17 protein-coding genes are annotated in these 18,435 nt (G+C 72.8%); 4 read left to right on the plus strand and 13 right to left on the minus strand.

The features are described from left to right. Nucleotides 1–61 precede the first annotated feature (61 nt). The 3 genes from GCL84_RS17095 to GCL84_RS17105 form a co-directional block, all read right to left on the minus strand. Nucleotides 62–352, minus strand: coding sequence for a hypothetical protein (locus tag GCL84_RS17095; RefSeq protein ID WP_156756472.1), 291 nt, complete (start codon nucleotides 350–352; stop codon nucleotides 62–64). A 397-nt stretch (nucleotides 353–749) separates the two neighbouring features. Next, the gene (locus tag GCL84_RS17100; protein ID WP_156756473.1) at nucleotides 750–2,063 is read right to left on the minus strand and encodes a sensor histidine kinase; all 1,314 of its coding nucleotides are present in this window, start codon (nucleotides 2,061–2,063) and stop codon (nucleotides 750–752) included. 138 nt (nucleotides 2,064–2,201) lie between these two features. Further along, the gene (locus GCL84_RS17105; RefSeq protein ID WP_407924404.1) at nucleotides 2,202–3,194 is read right to left on the minus strand and encodes a sigma-70 family RNA polymerase sigma factor; all 993 of its coding nucleotides are present in this window, start codon (nucleotides 3,192–3,194) and stop codon (nucleotides 2,202–2,204) included. Nucleotides 3,195–3,260: 66 nt separating this feature from the next. Here GCL84_RS17105 and GCL84_RS17110 point away from each other — a divergent pair, with 66 nt between their 5' ends. Beyond that, the gene (locus GCL84_RS17110) at nucleotides 3,261–4,079 is read left to right on the plus strand and encodes an alpha/beta fold hydrolase (protein WP_156756475.1); all 819 of its coding nucleotides are present in this window, start codon (nucleotides 3,261–3,263) and stop codon (nucleotides 4,077–4,079) included. Between the two features lie 83 nt (nucleotides 4,080–4,162). On the opposite strand, the gene pgl is transcribed toward GCL84_RS17110, so the two are convergent. From pgl to tkt, 6 genes are read right to left on the minus strand one after another with little or no spacing between them, the layout of a single operon-like run. Further along, on the minus strand, nucleotides 4,163–4,888 hold the full coding sequence (gene pgl, locus GCL84_RS17115) for a 6-phosphogluconolactonase (protein ID WP_156756476.1): 726 nt from the start codon (nucleotides 4,886–4,888) through the stop codon (nucleotides 4,163–4,165). Further along, nucleotides 4,885–6,057: a glucose-6-phosphate dehydrogenase assembly protein OpcA gene (opcA, locus tag GCL84_RS17120; RefSeq protein WP_156756477.1), complete on the minus strand. Its 1,173-nt coding sequence runs from the start codon at nucleotides 6,055–6,057 to the stop codon at nucleotides 4,885–4,887. The genes pgl and opcA overlap by 4 nt, the downstream gene beginning before the upstream one ends. Beyond that, complete coding sequence (gene zwf / locus GCL84_RS17125) at nucleotides 6,054–7,586, minus strand: glucose-6-phosphate dehydrogenase (protein WP_156756478.1); 1,533 nt, start codon at nucleotides 7,584–7,586, stop codon at nucleotides 6,054–6,056. The genes opcA and zwf overlap by 4 nt, the downstream gene beginning before the upstream one ends. Beyond that, complete coding sequence (locus GCL84_RS17130; protein ID WP_156756479.1) at nucleotides 7,583–9,211, minus strand: glucose-6-phosphate isomerase; 1,629 nt, start codon at nucleotides 9,209–9,211, stop codon at nucleotides 7,583–7,585. The genes zwf and GCL84_RS17130 overlap by 4 nt, the downstream gene beginning before the upstream one ends. A 50-nt stretch (nucleotides 9,212–9,261) precedes the next feature. After that, nucleotides 9,262–10,368, minus strand: coding sequence for a transaldolase (gene tal / locus GCL84_RS17135; RefSeq protein ID WP_156756480.1), 1,107 nt, complete (start codon nucleotides 10,366–10,368; stop codon nucleotides 9,262–9,264). After that, nucleotides 10,368–12,458 carry a transketolase gene (gene tkt, locus GCL84_RS17140; protein WP_407924405.1) on the minus strand — a complete coding sequence of 697 codons (2,091 nt, stop codon included), beginning with the start codon at nucleotides 12,456–12,458 and terminating at the stop codon, nucleotides 10,368–10,370. Before tkt ends, tal begins: the two co-directional genes overlap by 1 nt. Nucleotides 12,459–12,808: 350 nt before the next feature. Between tkt and GCL84_RS17145 the strand changes: the two genes are divergently transcribed. Beyond that, a complete protein-coding gene (locus tag GCL84_RS17145) occupies nucleotides 12,809–13,762 on the plus strand; it encodes a heme o synthase (RefSeq protein ID WP_156756482.1) in 954 nt (317 codons plus the stop codon). A 73-nt stretch (nucleotides 13,763–13,835) separates the two neighbouring features. Here GCL84_RS17145 and GCL84_RS17150 read toward each other — a convergent pair whose 3' ends face one another. Genes GCL84_RS17150 through GCL84_RS17160 form a run of 3 tightly spaced genes read right to left on the minus strand, consistent with a single transcriptional unit; the run spans nucleotide 13,836 to nucleotide 16,137 of the window. After that, nucleotides 13,836–14,474: an HD domain-containing protein gene (locus GCL84_RS17150; protein ID WP_156756483.1), complete on the minus strand. Its 639-nt coding sequence runs from the start codon at nucleotides 14,472–14,474 to the stop codon at nucleotides 13,836–13,838. A gap of 50 nt (nucleotides 14,475–14,524) precedes the next feature. Beyond that, on the minus strand, nucleotides 14,525–15,112 hold the full coding sequence (locus GCL84_RS17155; RefSeq protein ID WP_156756529.1) for a hypothetical protein: 588 nt from the start codon (nucleotides 15,110–15,112) through the stop codon (nucleotides 14,525–14,527). Between the two features lie 56 nt (nucleotides 15,113–15,168). Beyond that, nucleotides 15,169–16,137 carry a hypothetical protein gene (locus tag GCL84_RS17160; RefSeq protein ID WP_156756530.1) on the minus strand — a complete coding sequence of 323 codons (969 nt, stop codon included), beginning with the start codon at nucleotides 16,135–16,137 and terminating at the stop codon, nucleotides 15,169–15,171. A 244-nt stretch (nucleotides 16,138–16,381) separates the two neighbouring features. Between GCL84_RS17160 and GCL84_RS17165 the strand changes: the two genes are divergently transcribed. Then, a complete protein-coding gene (locus tag GCL84_RS17165; protein WP_156756484.1) occupies nucleotides 16,382–16,906 on the plus strand; it encodes an FKBP-type peptidyl-prolyl cis-trans isomerase in 525 nt (174 codons plus the stop codon). 56 nt (nucleotides 16,907–16,962) lie between these two features. Here GCL84_RS17165 and GCL84_RS17170 read toward each other — a convergent pair whose 3' ends face one another. Next, a complete protein-coding gene (locus GCL84_RS17170; RefSeq protein WP_156756485.1) occupies nucleotides 16,963–17,934 on the minus strand; it encodes a quinone oxidoreductase family protein in 972 nt (323 codons plus the stop codon). A 137-nt stretch (nucleotides 17,935–18,071) separates the two neighbouring features. On the opposite strand from GCL84_RS17170, the gene GCL84_RS17175 reads away from it, so the two are divergent. Continuing rightward, a complete protein-coding gene (locus GCL84_RS17175; protein WP_156756486.1) occupies nucleotides 18,072–18,380 on the plus strand; it encodes a hypothetical protein in 309 nt (102 codons plus the stop codon). The last annotated feature ends 55 nt before the right edge of the window (nucleotides 18,381–18,435 follow it).

Genomic DNA, 18,435 nt, shown 5'->3' on the forward strand with positions numbered 1-18,435 from the left:
GCCTGGACCAGGGTGGCCGCGGTCGCGGGCGCCGGGCCGCCGAACGACACGGTCTGCGCGATCAGCGCGTCCGCCACCACCACGCCCACCGCGGCCAGCAACCGCCTGCCGGGCCACCCCGGCCCCCGTGGTCCGGCCCGACTCGACTGGGCCTCGTCCCCCGAGAGCACGCCCGCCGGGACCGCCTCCGCGTCCTGGCCCCGTGCCGATCGCCCTGCTGGTCGGCACAGGCCACCAGCGCCGCCCGGACCCGGGCCAGCACCGGCTCGTCGGTGCCGACGCCCGCGGTGAACTCCGCCAGCGCGGAGTCGAGCTCGCCCTCGGTCCAGGTGTGGTCGAAGTCGTCACTCATCGCCAGTCCTCGTGTTCTCGGTGTCCGACTCGTGGTCGCCCAACCGGGCGCGGGCCCGGTGCAGACGGGACCGGACCGTGCTCCTCGTGGCCCTCGCCCTCTCGGAGCGGCCCGCGCCCCCGCGCGCAACCCGCACAGCTCCTGCCGCAGGTGCCCGCGCAGCAGGTTGGTGGCGATCCCGTACAGCCAGGACCCCGCGGGTCGTACCCGGCCGCGTCTGCGTGGCCACCAGGAACGTCTCCCCGACCAGGTCGCTCGTCGTCCTCATACCCGTTATCGCCCGCAGCGGCCCGCCACGTTCCCCGCCATGGATCCACCACACCGAGGAGACTGCACGGTCGGTGGCGAGTCGCCCACCGCAGGCCCCGCCGTGCGGAGCGCTGTCGGCGGTGGCCGGTCAGACCAGGGGGTAGGTGGCGGAGACGGTGAAGCCGCCCTCCGGGGTCCGGGCCGCGCTGAAGGTGCCGCCGAGGAGGGTGGCCCGTTCCCGGAGGCCGACGAGGCCGTGGCCGCCCGAGGGGAGGGTGGGGGCGCGGCGGCGGCGGGGGCGGTCGTTGCGGATGTCGACGTGGAGGGTGTCGGCCTCGGTTCGGACGCGGACGGAGGTGCGGGCGCCCGCGGCGTGCTTGCGGACGTTGGTCAGCGCCTCCTGGACCGTGCGGTAGGCGGCGCGCGACACCGGGCCGGGGAGCTGCTCGGGGGAGACGTCGATGGCCAGGTTGATCCGGACGTCGCCGGCCAGGACCAGGTCGCTGACCTCCTCCAGGCCGGGCTGGGCGTCCTCCTCGTCGCCGCCGGAGCGCAGCACGCCGACCAGTTCGCGCAGCTCCTCGAGGGTGCGGGTGCTCAGCACGCGGATCGTCTCCGCGGCCTCCCGGGACTCCGCGTCCGCCGCGGAGACCTGCAGCGCCCCCGCCTGCATCGCGATCAGCGTGACCTGGTGGGACACCACGTCGTGCATCTCGCGGGCGAGCTTGGCCCGTTCCGCCGAGCGCACGGTCGCCGCGTACAACCGCTTCTCCCGCTCCCGGCTGCGGTCGAGTTGGCGCAGCCGGGCGAACAGCTCCGCGCGCATGGTGACCAGCAGGCCGATCGCCAGCGGCATCCCGGCGACGATGAGCCCGTAGATCCCGTTGAGGACGTGCTCGCGCCAGGTCTGCGCCACGAAATCCGACCAGGGGAACAACGAGAACCGCGACGCCCACACCAGCGCGAAGCCGACCCACGTCCTCCAGTGCACCCGGTCGACCATCGCCAGCGTGCCCAGCGCGATCATCGCCGCGAGCTGCGCCCACCCGTAGAAGAAGCCGGGGATGATCAACAGCAGCGCGACGAACGGCGCGTACCGGCGCAGCGGCAGCGCCGCCACCGCCAGCCACGACAGCCACACCGACGCCGTGGTCGCCGTCGAGGGCGTCACCAGCGCCACGTCGAGCACCGCGACCACCACGGCCACCACGTCCGACAGCAGCCCCCGCAGCCACGGCACGGACCGCACCGAGGCGGGCCACCGCGGCCAGCGCAGCGCCACCCCCGGCACCAGTCCAGGCCTGTTGTCGGGGTCCGCGGTGTGCGGGACCGCCTGCGCGACCAGGGCCGCACCTCCTCCTCGCGTGCCGACCTGCGCCGTGTCCGAGCCCGGCCTCGGCCGGGGCACGGGATCGGCGGTGTCCCGCTCGTCCCCGGCCGCTGCGCGCTGTCGGTGTGGCATGGGTCCGCCCTCCCGCCGTCGCCGTCGTGCACGGTGGTCGTCACTCATAGATGACAGACAACGAGCCGGAAGGGACGCCAGGTTACAAACATCTGTGCGTCAGCAAATGAACAGTTGCCAGTTGGCGGAGTGGCCCGGTCAGGCCAGGTGCGGGGGCAGGTCGAAGGCGGCGAAGTGGGCCGCGCCCACGAACGAGGTCACCTCGGCGATCCTGTCGCCGCGGAGGGTCAGCACGTTGATGGACCACGGCTGGTGGACGGCCTGACCCTCCTGGGCGCGCAGGTAGGCGGCGACGGCGGGCTGGCCGTTGGCGCGCACCTCCAGGTGGCGCCAGGAGCCGCAGGAGCCCAGGGGGACGCGCCTGGCGAAGTCCATGACCGCGTCGAGGCCGCGGTACCAGCGCGGGAGCGGGGGCATGGACCAGGTGACGTCCTCGGTGAGCAGGGCCACCAGCCGGTCGGCGTCGCCCGCCTCGAGGGCGGCGGTGTAGCCGGAGACGATGCCGCGGACCCGGGTGTCGTCCAGCGAGCGCAGGGTGCGCTGCTGGGTCTGGTCGGGCACGCGGTCGGCCAGCAGCTTGCGGGCCCGCTGCAGCGCCGAGTTCACCGAGGCGGTCGAGGTGCCCATCATGGCGGCGATCTCGGCGGCGGCGAAGCCGAGGACCTCGAACAGCAGCAGGGCGGCGCGCTGGTTGCCGGGCAGGTGCTGCAACGCGGCCACGAACGCCAGCTCCACCGACTCCCGCTGCTCGTAGGCCAGGCCGGGCTGGTCGGGGTACGGGCCGAGCCAGGCCACGTCGTCGAGGGGGCGGTCGTCGACCACCGCGTGCGCGCTCGACGGGCCCAGGTCGACCGGCAGCGCCCGCCGCCCGCGCGCGGCGACGGCGTCGAGGCAGGTGCGGGTGGCCACGGTGTAGAGCCACGACCGCAGCGTGCCGCGACCGGAGAACCCGGGCAGGCCCCGCCAGGCCCGCACGAGCGCGTCCTGCAGGGCGTCGTCGGCGTCGTGCGCGGAGCCGAGCATCCGGTAGCAGTGCGCGTGCAGGTCGTGGTGCAGCGGTCCGACCAACCGGGAGAACGCGCCCTCGTCGCCCTCCCTGGCCAGGTCCAGGTCCTCGGTCGTGGTGCTCACACCGATGATTCTGCCCGATCCGGCCGGTCATAACGGGTGAGACGACACTCCCAGGAGGACGAACCGATGAACACGCCCACCACCGTCACCGCCTCGTCGCTGCGCGTGCCCGACGGCGAGCTCCACCACGAGCTGCGCGGCTCCGGCCCGCTGCTGGTCCTCGTGGGCGCCCCGATGGACGCCGAGCCCTTCGCCCCGGCCGCCGACCTGATGGCCGCCACGCACACCGTGCTGACCACCGACCCGCGCGGCATCAACCGCAGCCGCCTCGACGACCCGCACAGCGACGCCACCGCCGAGCTGCGCGCCGACGACCTGGCCCGCCTGATCGAGCACGTCGACCGCGGCCCGGCCGTCGTGCTGGGCTCCAGCGGCGGCGCGGTCAGCGTCCTGGCCCTCGCCCAGGCCCGCCCCGACCTGGTCCGGCTGGCCATCGCGCACGAGCCGCCGCTCAACGAGCTGGTCGACGACCGCGAGGAGCTGCGCGCCAAGACCCGCGACATCATCGACACGCACGCCGCGGGCGACGCGCTGGCCGCCGGCCGCAAGTTCCTCGCGCTGGCGAACCTGCGCCTGCCCGAGGAGATGGTCGTCGAGATGTACGGCGACGGCCGCACCCCGCGGCAGGTGGCCGACGCGGACTTCATGAACGACCACATGCTCTGGCAGACCACCGCGTGGCTGCCCGACCTCGACGCCCTGCGCGCCCTCGGGTCCAAGGTGCTCGTCGGGCTCGGCGAGGATTCGGCGGGCGAGCACTGCGACCGCACCTCGCGCGCGCTGGCCGGCCTGCTGGGGACCACGCCGACGATGTTCCCCGGCGGGCACGTCGGGTTCCTGGAGCGGCCGGAGGCGTTCTGCGCCCGGCTGCGCGAGGTGCTCTGAGCCCGCACCCGGGTCCACCGCGCGGCGGGCAGGGCGCGCGCAAGAGGCCCCCGGAGCGCTCTCCGGGGGCCTCTTGCGTCGACTCAGGACCTGGCGGTCTTCGCGGCCGCCGCCTCGTCGAGGAACCACACCGTGGCCTCGACCCCGCGCGCGCCCGCCGCCGGGATGTCCACCTCGGACACACCGGACACCGCGGCGCCCACCGGCCCCGCCTTGCCCGCGCCCGTGGCCATCAGCCACACCTGGGTGGCCAGCCGGGCCGTCGGCAGGGTCAGGCTGATCCGGGTCGGCGGCGGCTTCGGGCAGTCGCGCACCGCCACCACCGGCTCGGTCGAGTGCACGGCGGGGGAGTCCGGGAACACCGACAGCGTGTGCCCCTCCTCGCCGACGCCGAGCAGCAGCACGTCGAACACCGGGGAGTCGCCGAGGAGTTCGGCGTACGCGGCCGCCGCGGCGTCCGGGTCGTCGCCGAGGTCGCCGTCCGAGGGGGCCATCGGGTGCACCCGGGCCGGGTCGACCGCGACGTGGTCGAGCAGGGCCTCGCGCGCCTGGGTCTCGTTGCGGTCGGCGTGCCCGGCGGGCAGGAACCGCTCGTCGCCCCAGTAGACGTCCACCCTGGACCAGTCCAGGGTGGACGCGGCCGCGCGCACCGCGCGCAGGACCGAGATCCCGGTGCCGCCACCGGTCAGCACCACCGACACGCTGCCCTTGGCCCGCTGGACCGAGGACAGCGCGGCCACCAGCCGGGCCGCCGCGGCGGTCGCGAGGGCGTCGGCGTCGGCGTGGACCACCACCTCCGGGGCGCTCACCGGGCCGCCTTCGAACCGGACTTGGCCCTGGTGGTCGTCGCCCGCCGCGGCGCGGCCTTCGCGGGCTTGGCCTCAGCGGACTTGGTCTCAGCGGGCTTGGCGGTGGGTTTGGCTGCGGATTTGGCTGTGGATTTGGCTGTGGCGTTCTGGGCCTTGGACACCCGCGCGGCGCGGGCGGCCGTCGGCTTCGGCGCCTGCCCGGCCACGTCCGCGGCCCGGTCCGGGTCCGGCCTGGTCCGCGCCGACGCCCTGGCCCGGGTGATCTTGGACAGGCCCTTGAGGGTGTCCTCGTAGATCTCGTCCGGGTCCAGCCTGCGCAGCTCCTCGGCCAGGCAGTCGCGCACCTGGCGGCGCTGCAGCGCCACCCGGCGGGCGGGCTGGTTGGGCTGGGTCAGCATGCCCACCCGGCCGTCCGGGCGGGTCAGCTCGATCGAGCCGGACTTGCGCTCGAGCACCACCGAGATGATGCCCTCGCCGTCGGTGGCCTTGACCCGCTTCACCGGCACCCGCAGCGCCGCGGCCAGCCACCCGGCCAGCAGGTCGGTCGAGGGCGAGTCGCCCTCGCCGGTCACCGCGGCCGAGGTGACCTTCTCGTACGGCGGCAGGTCCAGCGACGCGGCCAGCACGGCGCGCCACAGGGTCAGCCGGGTCCAGGCCAGGTCGGTGTCGCCGTCGGCGTAGTACCGCTGGCGCACCTCCAGGGCCTTGATCGGGTTGCGGTCGGTGGCCGAGTCGGTGATCCGGCGCTGCGCCAGCCGCCCGATCGGGTCCTCGGCGGGCTTGGCGGGCGCCTCGAACGGCCACCACGCCACCACCGGGGCGTCGGGTAGCAGCAGCGGGATCACGCAGCTCGCGCCCTCGTCGGCGAGCGCGCCGTAGAGCCGCAGCACGATCACCTCCGAGGCGCCCGCGTCGCCGCCGACCCGGATCTGGGCGTCCAGCCGGGCCGCGGCCCGCTTGGCGCCGCGCGCCACCACGATCACCCGGCACGGGTGCTCGCGGCTGGCCTCGTTCGCGGCCTCGATGGCCTCCTCGGTGCGTTCCCCGTCGTCGGTGACGATCACCAGGGTCAGCACCCGGCCCAGCGTGGTCGCCCCGCCCTGCTCGCGCACGTGCACGAGCTTGGAGTTGACCTTCGAGGTCGTGGTCGCGGGAAGGTCGATGATCACGGCCGCCTCCAGTGCCTGCCGTCGCGTGCGAGCATCTTGTCCGCCGAGTCCGGTCCCCAGGTGCCCGCGGGGTAGCTGTCGGGCTTGCCGTTCGAGGCCCAGTGCCGCAGCACCGGGTCGAGGATCTCCCAGGACAGCTCGACCTCCTTGTTCACCGGGAACAGCGACGGCTCGCCGAGCAGCACGTCCAGGATCAGCCGCTCGTAGGCCTCCGGGGACGCCTCGGTGAACGCGTGCCCGTAGGAGAAGTCCATGGACACGTCCCGGACCTCCATGGTGTTGCCCGGGACCTTGGAGCCGAACCGCAGCGTCACGCCCTCGTCCGGCTGCACCCGCACCACCAGGGCGTTCTGCCCCAGTTCCTCGGTGGAGGTGTCGTCGAAGGGCAGGTGCGGGGCGCGCTTGAACACCACCGCGATCTCGGTGACCCGGCGGCCGAGCCGCTTGCCGGTGCGCAGGTAGAACGGCACCCCGGCCCAGCGGCGGGTGTTCACCTCGAGGGTGATCGCGGCGTAGGTCTCGGTCGAGGAGTCCTTGGCGAACCCGCCCTCCTGCAGCAGGCCGGGAACCTTCTGCCCGCCCTGCCAGCCGCCCTCGTACTGCCCGCGCGCGGTGGTCTCGCCGTAGGGCTCGACCGGCTTGGTCGCCTCCAGCACCTTGATCTTCTCGGTGCGCAGGGCGTGCGGGCGGAACGAGCCGGGCTCCTCCATCGCGGTGAGCGCCAGCAGTTGCAGCAGGTGGTTCTGGATGACGTCGCGCGCCGCGCCGATGCCGTCGTAGTAGCCCGCGCGCCCGCCGAGGCCGATGTCCTCGGCCATGGTGATCTGCACGTGGTCGACGTAGTTGGCGTTCCAGATCGGCTCGAAGAGCTGGTTGGCGAAGCGCAGCGCCAGCAGGTTCTGCACCGTCTCCTTGCCGAGGTAGTGGTCGATGCGGAACACCGACTCCTCGGGGAAGACCGCGTTGACGACCTTGTTGAGCTGCCGGGCGCTGGTCAGGTCGTGCCCGAACGGCTTCTCGATGACGACCCGGCGCCACTCGTCGGCGCTGGTCGGGTTCGCCAGGCCGGAGCGGGCGAGCTGCTTGGTCACCACCGGGAACGCCCCCGGCGGGATCGACAGGTAGAACGCGTGGTTGCCCGACGTGCCGCGCAGCTCGTCGAGCTCCTTGACCGTCGCGGCGAGGGTGTCGAAGGCCTCGTCGTCGTCGAACGAGCCCTGCACGAACCGGAAGCCCTCGGACAGCCGGTCCCACACCGCCTCCCGGAACGGGGTGCGGGCGTGCTGCTTGACCGCCTCGTACACCACCTGCCCGAAGTCCTGGTCGGCCCAGTCCCGCCGGGCGAACCCGACCAGGGAGAAGCCCGGCGGCAGCAGGCCGCGGTTGGCCAGGTCGTAGATCGCGGGCATCAGCTTCTTGCGCGACAGGTCGCCCGTCACACCGAAGATGACCAGCCCGCACGGCCCCGCGATCCGCGGCAGCCGCTTGTCCCGCTCGTCGCGCAGCGGGTTCTTCGCGCGCTGGGTCACGGGGACACCTGCGCCAACGCCTCGACCAGCCGGGCCAGCCCGGCGGCGCGGTCGGTGAAGTGCAGGCGCAGCACCGGCCGGTCGTGGTCGATGAGGACCTGACCGTCGCCGAGCGCCTGCGCGTGCTGCAACACCCCCAGGGTGTAGGGGCGATCCGGCACCGCCAAGTCCTCCTCGGCGTCCCCGGTGACCTGTAGGAACACGCCGTTCTGGTGGCCGCCCTTGTGGTACTGGCCGGTCGAGTGCAGGAAGCGCGGGCCCCACCCGAAGGTGGTCTGCAGCCCGGACGTGCGCGCGATCTCGGTCCGCAGCACCACCGCGGACGCGTCGTCGAGCCGGTCGAGGTAGACCTGCACCGCGACGTAGCCGTGCGCGGGGGCGGCGGCCAGCAGCGCGTGCAGCGCGCCCGCGATCGTGGTCGTGCCCTCGGGCAGCAGCCCCCCGGACGCGTGCACCCGCACCGGCCCGTCGGTGAACGCCGGGGCGGCCTCGGTGTCCTCGCCCGCCTTGTCCAGCAGCGCGCGGGCGGCCTTCTTGGCCGCCTCCACGTCTGGCTGGTCGAACGGGTTGATCCCCAGCAGCCTGCCCACGACCGCCGTGGCGTGCTCCCACAGCAGCATCAGCCCGCCGAGGCTGCCCGCGGTGGCGATCCCCGCCCCGGCCTCGGCCGGGCCGATGGCCACGGCGGTGGCGTCCTGGCCCGCGTCGGCGAAGCCGGGGGCCTGGGGCCCCTCGACCACCACCGGCAGCAGGCCGGTGCCGTTCTTGCCCGTGGACTCGGCCACCAACTGCTCGGCCCAGTCGCCGAAGCCCTTGATGCCGGAGCCGGTGTCGGCCAGCACGACCTTCTCCGCGCCGCGCGCGTGCGCCGCGGCCAGCGCCGCGGCGAGCACCAGGCCCGGGTTGTCTGCCGAGTCCGCCCCGAGCGCCCCGGCCGCGGCGGTGGCCTCGTCCAGCAGCGCCGCCACGTCCGCGCCCGCCAGCCCGGCAGGCACCAGGCCGAACGCGGTCAGCGCCGAGTACCGGCCGCCCACGTTCGGGTCGGCCTGGAACACGCGGCGGTAGCCCGCCTCGACGGCGGCCTGCTCCAGCGGCGAGCCGGGGTCGGTGACGACCACGATCCGGCTCGGCGCGTCGATCCCGGCGTCGGTGAACGCCTTCTCGAAGATCCTGCGGTGGCTGTCGGTCTCCACGGTGGAGCCGGACTTGGAGGAGACCACGACCGCCGTGTTCTCCAGGTCGCCCGCCAGCGCGTCGGCGACCTGCCCCGGGTCGGTGGTGTCCAGCACGACCAGCGGCACGCCCGCGGTCGCGGTGATCACCTCCGGGGCGAGCGAGGAGCCGCCCATGCCCGCCAGCACGATCCGGTCGACGCCCTCCGCGCGCAGTTCCGCGCGGAGGGCGTCGATCTCGGCCAGCAGGGGTCGGGAGGTCTCGTGCAGCGTCGTCCACGCCAGCCGGACGGCCGACTCGGACTCCGCCCCGGCGCCCCACAGCGTGGGGTCCTGCGCGGTGAGCTTCGACGCCACCTGGTCGGCGACCAGCCCAGCGACCAACGGCGCCGCCTCCTCGGCGAGCCGCTGGTCGATCAGAGTTACTGCGACATCTCCGGGGTGCTCTGCCATAGGTGGCGTCAGCCCTCTCCCTTGTCCCTAATCAGTTCACTCGGCTCGGTTCACTTGATGCTGTCGAGCTGTCCCTTGACGGAGTCCAACAGCTCCTGCCAGGACTTCTCGAACTTCTCCACACCCTCGGTCTCGAGGGTGAGGTACACGTCGTCGACATCGATGCCCACGGCGGACAGCCGGTCGTAGACCTCCTGCGCCTCGGCGGCGGTGCCGGTCACCTTGTCACCGGTGATCTTGCCGTGTTCGGCCACCGCGTGCAGGGTCTTCTCCGGCATGGTGTTGACCGTGTCGGCCACCACCAGGTCGTCGACGTAGAGGGTGGGGGAGTAGTCCGGGTTCTTGACCCCGGTCGATGCCCACAGTGGACGCTGCCTGTGCGCGCCCGCCGCGGCCAGTGCTTCCCAGCGCTCACCGGAGAAGGTCTCCTCGAACGCCGCGTACGCCAGCCGGGCGTTGGCCACGGCGGCCTTGCCGCGCAGCGCCAGCGCCTCCTCGGAGCCGATGGACTCCAGCCGCGTGTCGACCTCGCTGTCCACCCGGGACACGAAGAACGACGCCACCGAGTGCAGGTCGCCCAGGTCGTGGCCGTTGGCCTTGGCCTGCTCCAGGCCGTCGAGGTAGGCGCCCATGACCGCGCGGTAGCGCTCGACGGAGAAGATCAGCGTCACGTTCACGCTGACGCCCTCGGCCAGGGTGCGGGTGATCGCGGGCAGGCCCTCGAGCGTCGCCGGGATCTTGACCAGCAGGTTCGGCCGGTCGACGGTCTTCCACAGGTCGGCCGCCTCGGCCGCGGTGGCCTCGGTGTCCTTGGCCACCCCCGGGCTGACCTCGATGGACACCCGGCCGTCCACGCCACCGGTGGCGGCGTGCACGTCGCGGAACAGGTCGCAGGCGTTGCGCACGTCGGTCGTGGTCAGCTCGCGGACCGCCTGGTCCAGGGACGCGCCCCGGGCGGCCAGCTCGCGGACCTGGTCGTCGTAGGCCGCGCCGTCGGCCAGCGCCCCGGCGAAGATCGTCGGGTTGGTGGTCACCCCCACGACGTGCTTGTCGCGGATCAGCTCGGCCAGGTTGCCCGAGGTCAGCCGCTCGCGGGACAGGTCGTCCAGCCAGATCGACACCCCGGCGTCGGACAGGGTCTTGAGGTTGTCGGTCATCAGTTCGTGCCTCCGTTCGCTTCGAGGGAGCGCCGCGCGGCGTCCACGACGGCCTCCGAGGTCAATCCGAACTCGCGGTACAGGGTCTGGTAGTCGGCCGAGGCGCCGAAGTGCTCGATCGAGACGATCTCGCCCGCGTCGCCGACGAACCGGTGCCACGGCTGGGCGATGCCCGCCTCGACGGCGACCCGCGCCTTGACCGACTTGGGCAGCACCGACTCGCGGTAGGCCGCGTCCTGCGCGTCGAACCACTCGACCGAGGGCATCGACACCACCCGTGTGGGCACGCCGTCGGCCTCGAGGACCTTGCGCGCCTCGACCGCGATCTGCAGCTCCGAGCCGGTGCCGATCAGCACGACCCGCGGCGTGCCGCCGGTCGCCTCCTCCAGCACGTAGCCGCCCTTGGCCACGCCCTCGGCCGCCTTCTCCTTGGTGCCCTCGAGCACCGGCAGGTTCTGCCTGGTCAGCGCGAGGCCGACCGGCTGGGTGTGCTGGTGCAGGATGGCCGACCACGCCGCCGCGGTCTCGTTGGCGTCGCCGGGGCGCAGCACGACCAGGTTCGGGATCGCGCGCAGCGCCGCGAGGTGCTCGACCGGCTGGTGCGTCGGACCGTCCTCGCCGAGGCCGATGGAGTCGTGCGTCCACACGTAGGTCACCGGCAGCCCGGACAGGGCGGCCAGCCGCACCGGCGGGCGCATGTAGTCGGAGAACACCAGGAACGTGCCGCCGTACGGGCGGGTCGGGCCGTGCAGCACGATCCCGTTGAGGATCGAGCCCATGGCGTGCTCGCGGACGCCGAAGTGCAGCGTGCGGCCGTAGGGGTTGGCGTTCCAGTGCCCGGTCGAGGCCGAGGTCGGGCCGAAGGAGTCCGCGCCCTTGATGGTGGTGTTGTTGGACTCGGCCAGGTCGGCCGAGCCGCCCCACAGCTCCGGCAGCAGCGGGCCGATCGCGCCGAGAACCTCGCCGGAGGCCTTGCGGGTGGCCACGCCCTTGGGGTCCGGGTCCCAGCTCGGCAGCGCCTCGGCGAAGCCGTCGGGCAGCCCGTAGGCGCTGGTGCGGTCCAGCAGCGCCTTGCGCTCGGGGTTGGCCGCGGCCCAGGCGTCGAAGCTGGTCTGCCACTCGGCGTGCGCGGCCTTGCCCCGCTCGATCACCGAGCGGGTGTGCGCGAGCACCTCGTCGGTGACCTCGAAGGTCTTCTCGGGGTCGAAGCCGAGGATCTTCTTGACCGCGGCGACCTCCTCGTCGCCGAGGGCGGCGCCGTGGGCCTTGCCGGTGTTCATCAGCGTCGGCGCCGGGAAGCCGATCACCGTGCGCAGCAGGATGAACGACGGCCTGTCGGTGACGGCCTTGGCCGCCTCGACCGCGTCCAGGATGCCGGTGACGTTCTCGCCGCCCTCGACCACCTGCACGTGCCAGCCGTAGGACTCGTACCGGGCCGCGGTGTCCTCCGACAGCGCGATCGCGGTGTCGTCCTCGATCGAGATCTTGTTGTCGTCGTAGAAGACGACCAGGTTGCCCAGCTCCTGGCGGCCCGCCAGCGACGACGCCTCGGAGGTGACGCCCTCCTCGATGTCGCCGTCGGAGGCGATCACGTAGACGAAGTGGTCGAACACCGACTCGCCGGGCGCGGCGTCCGGGTCGAACAGGCCGCGCTCGCGGCGGGCGGCCATCGCCATGCCCACCGCCGAGGCCAGGCCCTGGCCCAGCGGCCCGGTGGTGATCTCCACACCGTCGGTGTGGTTGTACTCGGGGTGCCCCGGCGTCTTCGAACCCCAGGTGCGCAGGGCCTTGATGTCCTCGAGCTCCAGGCCGTACCCGGTCAGGTAGAGCTGGATGTACTGGGTCAGGCTCGAGTGGCCCGCCGACAGCACGAACCGGTCACGGCCGATCCAGTGCGGGTCGGTCGGGTCGAGGCGCATCACCCGCTGGTAGAGCGCGTAGGCGAGCGGCGCCAGGCTCATCGCGGTGCCGGGGTGGCCGTTGCCGACCTTCTGCACGGCGTCTGCGGCCAGGACGCGGACGGTGTCGACTGCCCTCTTGTCGAGGTCCGACCAGTCATCCGGCACGGAGGCCTGGGTGAGGGCGGACACGTCGCTGGGCACTTCACTGCTGACGGACACTGGAGTTCGGCTCCCACTTCCACTTCTCGGCAGGTCGTGCAACCCAGTCTTCCGCATCGGGTTCTAAATCGATCCCGCAGGCGGGTGACAAGGTCAGACCCGCGGTTCATCCCTGGTCCACGGATCAGCGTAGTCCGAACGCGGTCGCGATGTGATCTCCGACCGAACGCGGCCACGCCGGGCCACCCGGGCGGGGTACCCGTTCACCGCGCGGTTAACATTCGATCGGTGCCGCGGACGTCGCCCCGGTACCGGACGCACCTCGTCGTGACCGGCGTCTCACCTGGTCAGGGCGCGGTCCACCACCACAGAGGAGCGCGATGTCGTCGGTGACCCCCGTGCCCGCCGACGAGCGGACCGAGGCCCCCCGCCGCACACCGGTGACGGTGGTGAAGGCGTACGTCGCGCTCACCAAGCCCAGGATCATCGAGCTGCTGCTCGTCACCACGGTCCCGGCCATGATGCTCGCCGCCCGCGGTTTCCCGTCCCCCTGGCTGGTGTTCACCACCCTCGTCGGCGGCACCATGGCCGCGGGCTCGGCCAACGCGCTCAACTGCGTGGTCGACGCGGACATCGACGCCAAGATGAAGCGCACCGCCAAGCGCCCGCTGGCCCAGCACACGGTGCCCACCCGCAACGCCCTGGTGTTCGGCGTCATCCTGGGCGTCCTGTCGTTCGCCTGGCTGTGGTCGACCACGAACCTGCTGGCCGCGGCCATGGCCGTCGGCGCGATCCTGTTCTACGTCCTCGTCTACACCATGCTGCTCAAGCGCCGCACCGCCCAGAACATCGTCTGGGGCGGCGCCGCCGGCTGCATGCCCGTCGTCATCGGCTGGTCCGCGGTCACCGGCGACATCGGCTGGCCCGCCCTGGTCATGTTCGGCGTCATCTTCTTCTGGACCCCGCCGCACTTCTGGGCCCTGGCGATGAAGTTCCGCGACGACTACAAGAACGCAGGCGTCCCGATGCTCCCGGTCATCGCCACCCCGGCCGAGGTCGCCAAGCAGATCGTCATCTACTCCTGGGTCATGGTCGCCTGGACCCTCCTGCTGGTCCCGGCCACCGGCTGGCTGTACACGGCCTTCGCGGTCCTGGCGGGCGCGTGGTTCCTCGTCTACGCCCACCGCCTCCACAACGCGGTCAAGCGCGACGAGCCCAACAACCCGATGAAGCTGTTCCACCTGAGCAACTCGTACCTGACCCTGGTCTTCGTCGCCCTGGCCGTGGACTCGGCACTGTCGCTGCCGCTCCTCGGCTGGCCCTGGCAGTGGTAGGCCCCGCGCGTCGGTGACCGACCCGGCGCGGCGCGCGGGTTCGTCGACCACGGTGGGGACCGCGGGCTTGAGGCTACGACGCCACCGCGGTGAGCAACCGTTCCACGGTGGGGTCGTCGAGGGACTCCTTGATGCAGCGCCAGAGTTCCAGGTTGGCCGTGGCCCACTTGGTGTAGGCGGCCGCGGCGGCGGGGGAGTAGAAGTAGAAGCCCTCCTCGTGGGGGGTGTTCTGCTCGCCGACGATCTTGTCCGCCAGTTCGCGCAGGCCGATGCCGTTCTCGGCGAGGTACTTGTGGGCCAGCACCACGGGGGTGACCGGCAGCGCCTTGAACAGGGTGTCCGCGTCGGAGAGGGCTTGGGCCTCCAGGGAGATGCCGCGGTGTCGGTTGCGCATCTCGGCCTCGTCGACGAGGGCGTCGATGTGGTCGGCGTCGGCCTCGTCGACACCCGCGGCGGTGAGGATGTCGCGGCGGAGGCCGTCGCCCTCGGCGGCGGAGGAGTTGCGGCGGACCAGGTAGTTCACGTCGTGGACCAGGGCGGCGGTCTCGACGACGGCGACGTCGGAGCCGTTGCTGGTGGCGAACTCGACGGCCTTGTCGCGGACGAAGCTGACGTGGTGCCAGCCGTGGAAGGGCAGGTGGCGGGCGTAGAGCGCGCACAGGTCGTGGACCTGCTTCTCCACCAGTTCGATCGCGGGGCGTGTGGGGGACATGGTTCGGACCCTCCCGTCGTGTCGTGGGAGGGTCGATGTTAATCCGCAGGTCAGAGGGTGCGGGTCAGGTCCGTCAAACGTGCCTCCACGGGGGTGTGCCGGTGGCCGATGCCGGTCGAGGGGTCCCAGGACAGGCTCCACGGGCGCACCGGGCGGGACTTGACCAGGAACGTCGCGGTCCCGTCGAGGGCGGTGGGGATGCGGTGGAACTGCTCGGCGGTGAGCACGCCGGACTCGCCCTCGACCGCGTCCACCCGCTCGGTGAGCCGGGCGGCGGTGATCAAGCCGGACTCGGCGTCCACGGCGGCGGTGAACCGCTCGTGCCGGTAGCCGCCGCGCAGGATCACCGTGGAGAAGTGGTAGCGGTGGTTGTGCACCGAGTCGGCGTAACCCGCGCGCCAGTCCCGCTGCGGCTTGTACTCGTGCAGCCAGAAGCTGAACGGCTCACCCGCCCGGTCGCGCAGGCACCAGGCGAAGTGCGTCGTGGTCTCGCGGGAGCGGCCGATCATCGCCGCCGCCCGGTCCGGGGGCAGGTCGGCGAGGTGTTTGCGCAGCAGGGCGAGCAGGCCCGCGCCGTCGCTGAAGGCGGCGACGCTCTCGGCCGCGGCCTGCCAGGCGGTGAGGTCGGTCTCGGCCATCCTCGCGGCGAGCTCGGTCAGGTCGTGTCGGGGTTCCCGGGGCGTGTCGAGCACGGTCAGCCTCCCAGCTCGGCTTTGGCGGCGAAGTCGCGGCGGAAGGCGTGGAAGCGCTCGGAGAGCTCGCGGAACCGCTGGTCGGACGGGGCCTCGCCGGTGATCTCGGTGAAGTGGGCGAGGAATTCGTCCCTGGTGGTCTCGGGGGTGATGGTGAACTGGGCGGCGTCGGCGGCGCGCAGCCGGGCGAACTCGGCGCGCTGCATGTCGTAGAGGAAGGACCCCTCGGAGAAGCGCAGCGACCGCGGGTACAGGGCGGGCGCCCCGGCCACCGAGCTGTACAGCGTCACCCACACGCTGTCGTCGAACAGCTCCAACCGGTCCAGCGGCGGGTCGATCACCGCTGTGACCTCGATCGATGTGCACCGGCCGCGGGCCAGGTACAGCCCGACCAGACCGGTCTTGACGTCCTCGTGCAAGTGCTCCTGCACGCGCTGGTACTCGACCTCGTAGTCGGAGTCGGCGCCCTTGTGCCGCAACAGGTGCCGGGCCCGGCCGGTCACCGCCGAGCGCCCGCGCGGGTCGGCGACCACCGCGCGCACCTCCCACTCCGCGTGCGCCAGCAGCAGGCGCACCGCGGCGTAGCGGCCGGAGAACCCGCGGAACAGGAACTGCCTGGTGGCGCCGAGGTCGCGCATCATCAGCGCGTTGAAGGCCGGGTCGGGCTCGGTGGTGGCCTCGAAGACGTGGGTGGGGAAGAACTCCGAGTTCAGCGACCGGTACTCGTCGGACAGCTCGCGCAGCGCCTTGCGGCTCTCCTCGACCAGCGGGGTGACCATCGCGCGCTGGCTGGCCGAGGCGGTGATGAGGGTCTGCCCGAAGCCGACCACCGCCGACACCAGGGCGCCGGTGCCCAACGCGCTGAGGAGGGTCTTGGGCGTTCCCGGCCCGACCTGGTCGGCGAGCCAGGAAGCCAGGGACGACACCACGATCAGGACCGCGAGCAGCAAGCCGGTCCTGGTCCAGAACATGTCCTGGATCGCTCGGGCGCGGACCCACCTGCTGTCCGCGGGCACGGTCGGTCACCTCCTCGAGGCGTCGTCAGACCCGCGACGGTCCCCGGGGAAGGCAGGGGTGGGCGTCGCGGAAAGTCACGGTCAGGGGCTGAACAATCACCGTACGCGCAAGGTGCTGACGAGAAAATGCGCGAAACGGGTGAGAGTTCACGTTCTGCCGCCCTGGCCTCGGTTACCGGTCGGTATCTAAGCTCCCGCCATGCGCACCGTTGGCAAGACCTTGATCGTCGCGGCCCTGGCCGCCGGCCTCGCGGCCTGTGGCAACGCCGAGGAGCCCAGTGTCGGCGCCGTGCGGACGACCGCCACCCTCTCCGTCTGCTCGGTCGACGACGTGGAGGTCGGCGGCGCGTTCGGCGCGGAGCCCACCGTCACGATCCCCGACACCTGCTCGCCGCCGACCGAGCTGCTGAGCAAGGACCTGGCTCCTGGCACGGGCACGGACGTCACCGCGGGCGTGACCATGCTGACCGACTACCACCTGGTCGCCTGGTCCACCAAGTCCGTCGCCGACTCCTCCTTCGCCCGCGGCGAGCCCTTCCCGCTGGAGAACGTGGGCCAGGCGGGCGTGATCGACGGGTGGAACGAGGGCCTGATCGGGATGAAGGAGGGTGGCCGCAGGCTGCTCGTCGTCCCGCCCGCCAAGGGCTACGGCGCGCGGGGGCAGGGCCAGATCAAGCCGAACGAGACCCTGGTGTTCGTCATCGACGCCGTGCGGGTCTCCTGATCCCAGCAGGAGAAGCGCCGCCCGGACGCCCCGGGGCGGCGCTTCCGGTTGTCAGCTCACGGGATCAGCAGCAGCTTGCCCGCGGTCCTGCGGCCCTGCAGGTCCTCGTGCGCCTTCGCCGCCTCCGACAGCGGGTAGCGGTGGCCGACGCGCACGTCCAGCGTCCCGGCCGCGATGGCCTCGAACAGCTCGCCGGTGCGCCAGCGCAGTTCCTCCGGGGTGGCGATGTGGTGGCCCAGCGACGGGCGGGTCAGGAACACCGACCCGGCCTGGTTGAGCCGCTGCGGGTCCACCGGCGGCACCGCGCCGCTGGCCGCGCCGAACAGCGCCAGCGTGCCGCGCGGGCGCAGCACCGACAGGCTCCCGTCGAACGTGGTCTTGCCGACCCCGTCGTACACCGCGGCGACGCCCTCGCCGCCGGTCAGCTCCCTGGTGCGGGCGACGAAGTCCTCCTGCGCGTAGTTGACGACCTCCGCCGCGCCCGCGCCCCTGGCCAGCTCGGCCTTCTCCGCGGTCGACACGGTCGCCACGACCCGCCCGCCGCGCGCGGTCGCGAGCTGGGTGAGCAGCAGCCCGACCCCGCCCGCCGCCGCGTGCACGAGGACGGTGTCACCCTCGCGCACCGGGTAGGTCGAGGTGACCAGGTAGTGCGCGGTGAGCCCCTGCAACAGCACGGCCGCCGCGATCTCGTCGGTCACGCCGTCGGGCACCGGCACGGCCGCCGCCGCGGGCACCACGGCCTGCTCGGCGTAGCTGCCCATCGTCCCCGACCAGGCCACCCGGTCGCCCACCGCGACGTCGGTGACGCCGTCGCCGAGCGCGGTCACCGTGCCCGCGGCCTCCTGGCCGATCGTGAACGGCAGGTCCACCGGGTACATCCCGCCCCGGTGGTAGGTGTCGATGTAGTTGACCCCGCTGGCCGCGACCGCCACGAGCACCTCGCCCGGCCCCGGGGACAGCTCGGGCACCTCGCCGTACTCGAGCACCTCTGGTCCACCGGTGCGCTTCACCCGCACGGCTTTGGGCACGTTTTGCTCCTCTCGCGACGGTGCGTTGTCACCCCGGGTCAACCTGGGCGCGGCGGCGATCATCCCGCACCGGCCCGGCAGTGTCGCCAGTCACGCCGATCGGGTGCCGAGCCCCCGCAGGCCCTACCCTCTACCAGGTGGCAGACGAGAAGACCCCCGCACCGGTCCCGCCCGAGGCCCTCAAGGCCGCAACCGGGTTCGTGAAGCAGCACGGCAAGCCCGCGCGCGCCGTCGTGGAGCCCATCGGGCGCACGGGCGCCCGCGTGGTGCTCGTCGGCGGCGACGGCGCCATGGGCGACGTGCTGGTGCCGTCGGTGGAGACCGGCGAGGCGCTGGTGGAGAAGGTGCGCGACCTCGACGCCGCCGAGTGGGACCGCGAGACCGTGGAGGCCGCCAAGATCGGCTCCGGGCACCGGACCAAGATGGCCGCCCGCTTCCGCGGCTGAGCGGCGGACTCCTGACGAACGCGACCGGGCGGCCCACTGGGCCGCCCGGTTCTCG

The sequence above is a fragment of the Actinokineospora pegani genome (assembly GCF_009745975.1).
GTDB lineage: Bacteria > Actinomycetota > Actinomycetes > Mycobacteriales > Pseudonocardiaceae > Actinokineospora > Actinokineospora pegani.

Bases quoted from the DNA above. Each gene is read 5' to 3' on its own strand.
- GCL84_RS17100 (WP_156756473.1), bottom strand. From the start codon at position 2,063: ATGCCACACCGACAGCGCGCAGCGGCCGGGGACGAGCGGGACACCGCC.
- GCL84_RS17165 (WP_156756484.1), top strand. From the start codon at position 16,382: ATGCGCACCGTTGGCAAGACCTTGATCGTCGCGGCCCTGGCCGCCGGC.
- GCL84_RS17150 (WP_156756483.1), bottom strand. From the start codon at position 14,474: ATGTCCCCCACACGCCCCGCGATCGAACTGGTGGAGAAGCAGGTCCAC.
- GCL84_RS17095 (WP_156756472.1), bottom strand. From the start codon at position 352: ATGAGTGACGACTTCGACCACACCTGGACCGAGGGCGAGCTCGACTCC.
- GCL84_RS17160 (WP_156756530.1), bottom strand. From the start codon at position 16,137: ATGTTCTGGACCAGGACCGGCTTGCTGCTCGCGGTCCTGATCGTGGTG.
- GCL84_RS17110 (WP_156756475.1), top strand. From the start codon at position 3,261: ATGAACACGCCCACCACCGTCACCGCCTCGTCGCTGCGCGTGCCCGAC.
- GCL84_RS17130 (WP_156756479.1), bottom strand. From the start codon at position 9,211: ATGGCAGAGCACCCCGGAGATGTCGCAGTAACTCTGATCGACCAGCGG.
- tal (WP_156756480.1), bottom strand. From the start codon at position 10,368: ATGACCGACAACCTCAAGACCCTGTCCGACGCCGGGGTGTCGATCTGG.
- GCL84_RS17145 (WP_156756482.1), top strand. From the start codon at position 12,809: ATGTCGTCGGTGACCCCCGTGCCCGCCGACGAGCGGACCGAGGCCCCC.
- GCL84_RS17155 (WP_156756529.1), bottom strand. From the start codon at position 15,112: ATGGCCGAGACCGACCTCACCGCCTGGCAGGCCGCGGCCGAGAGCGTC.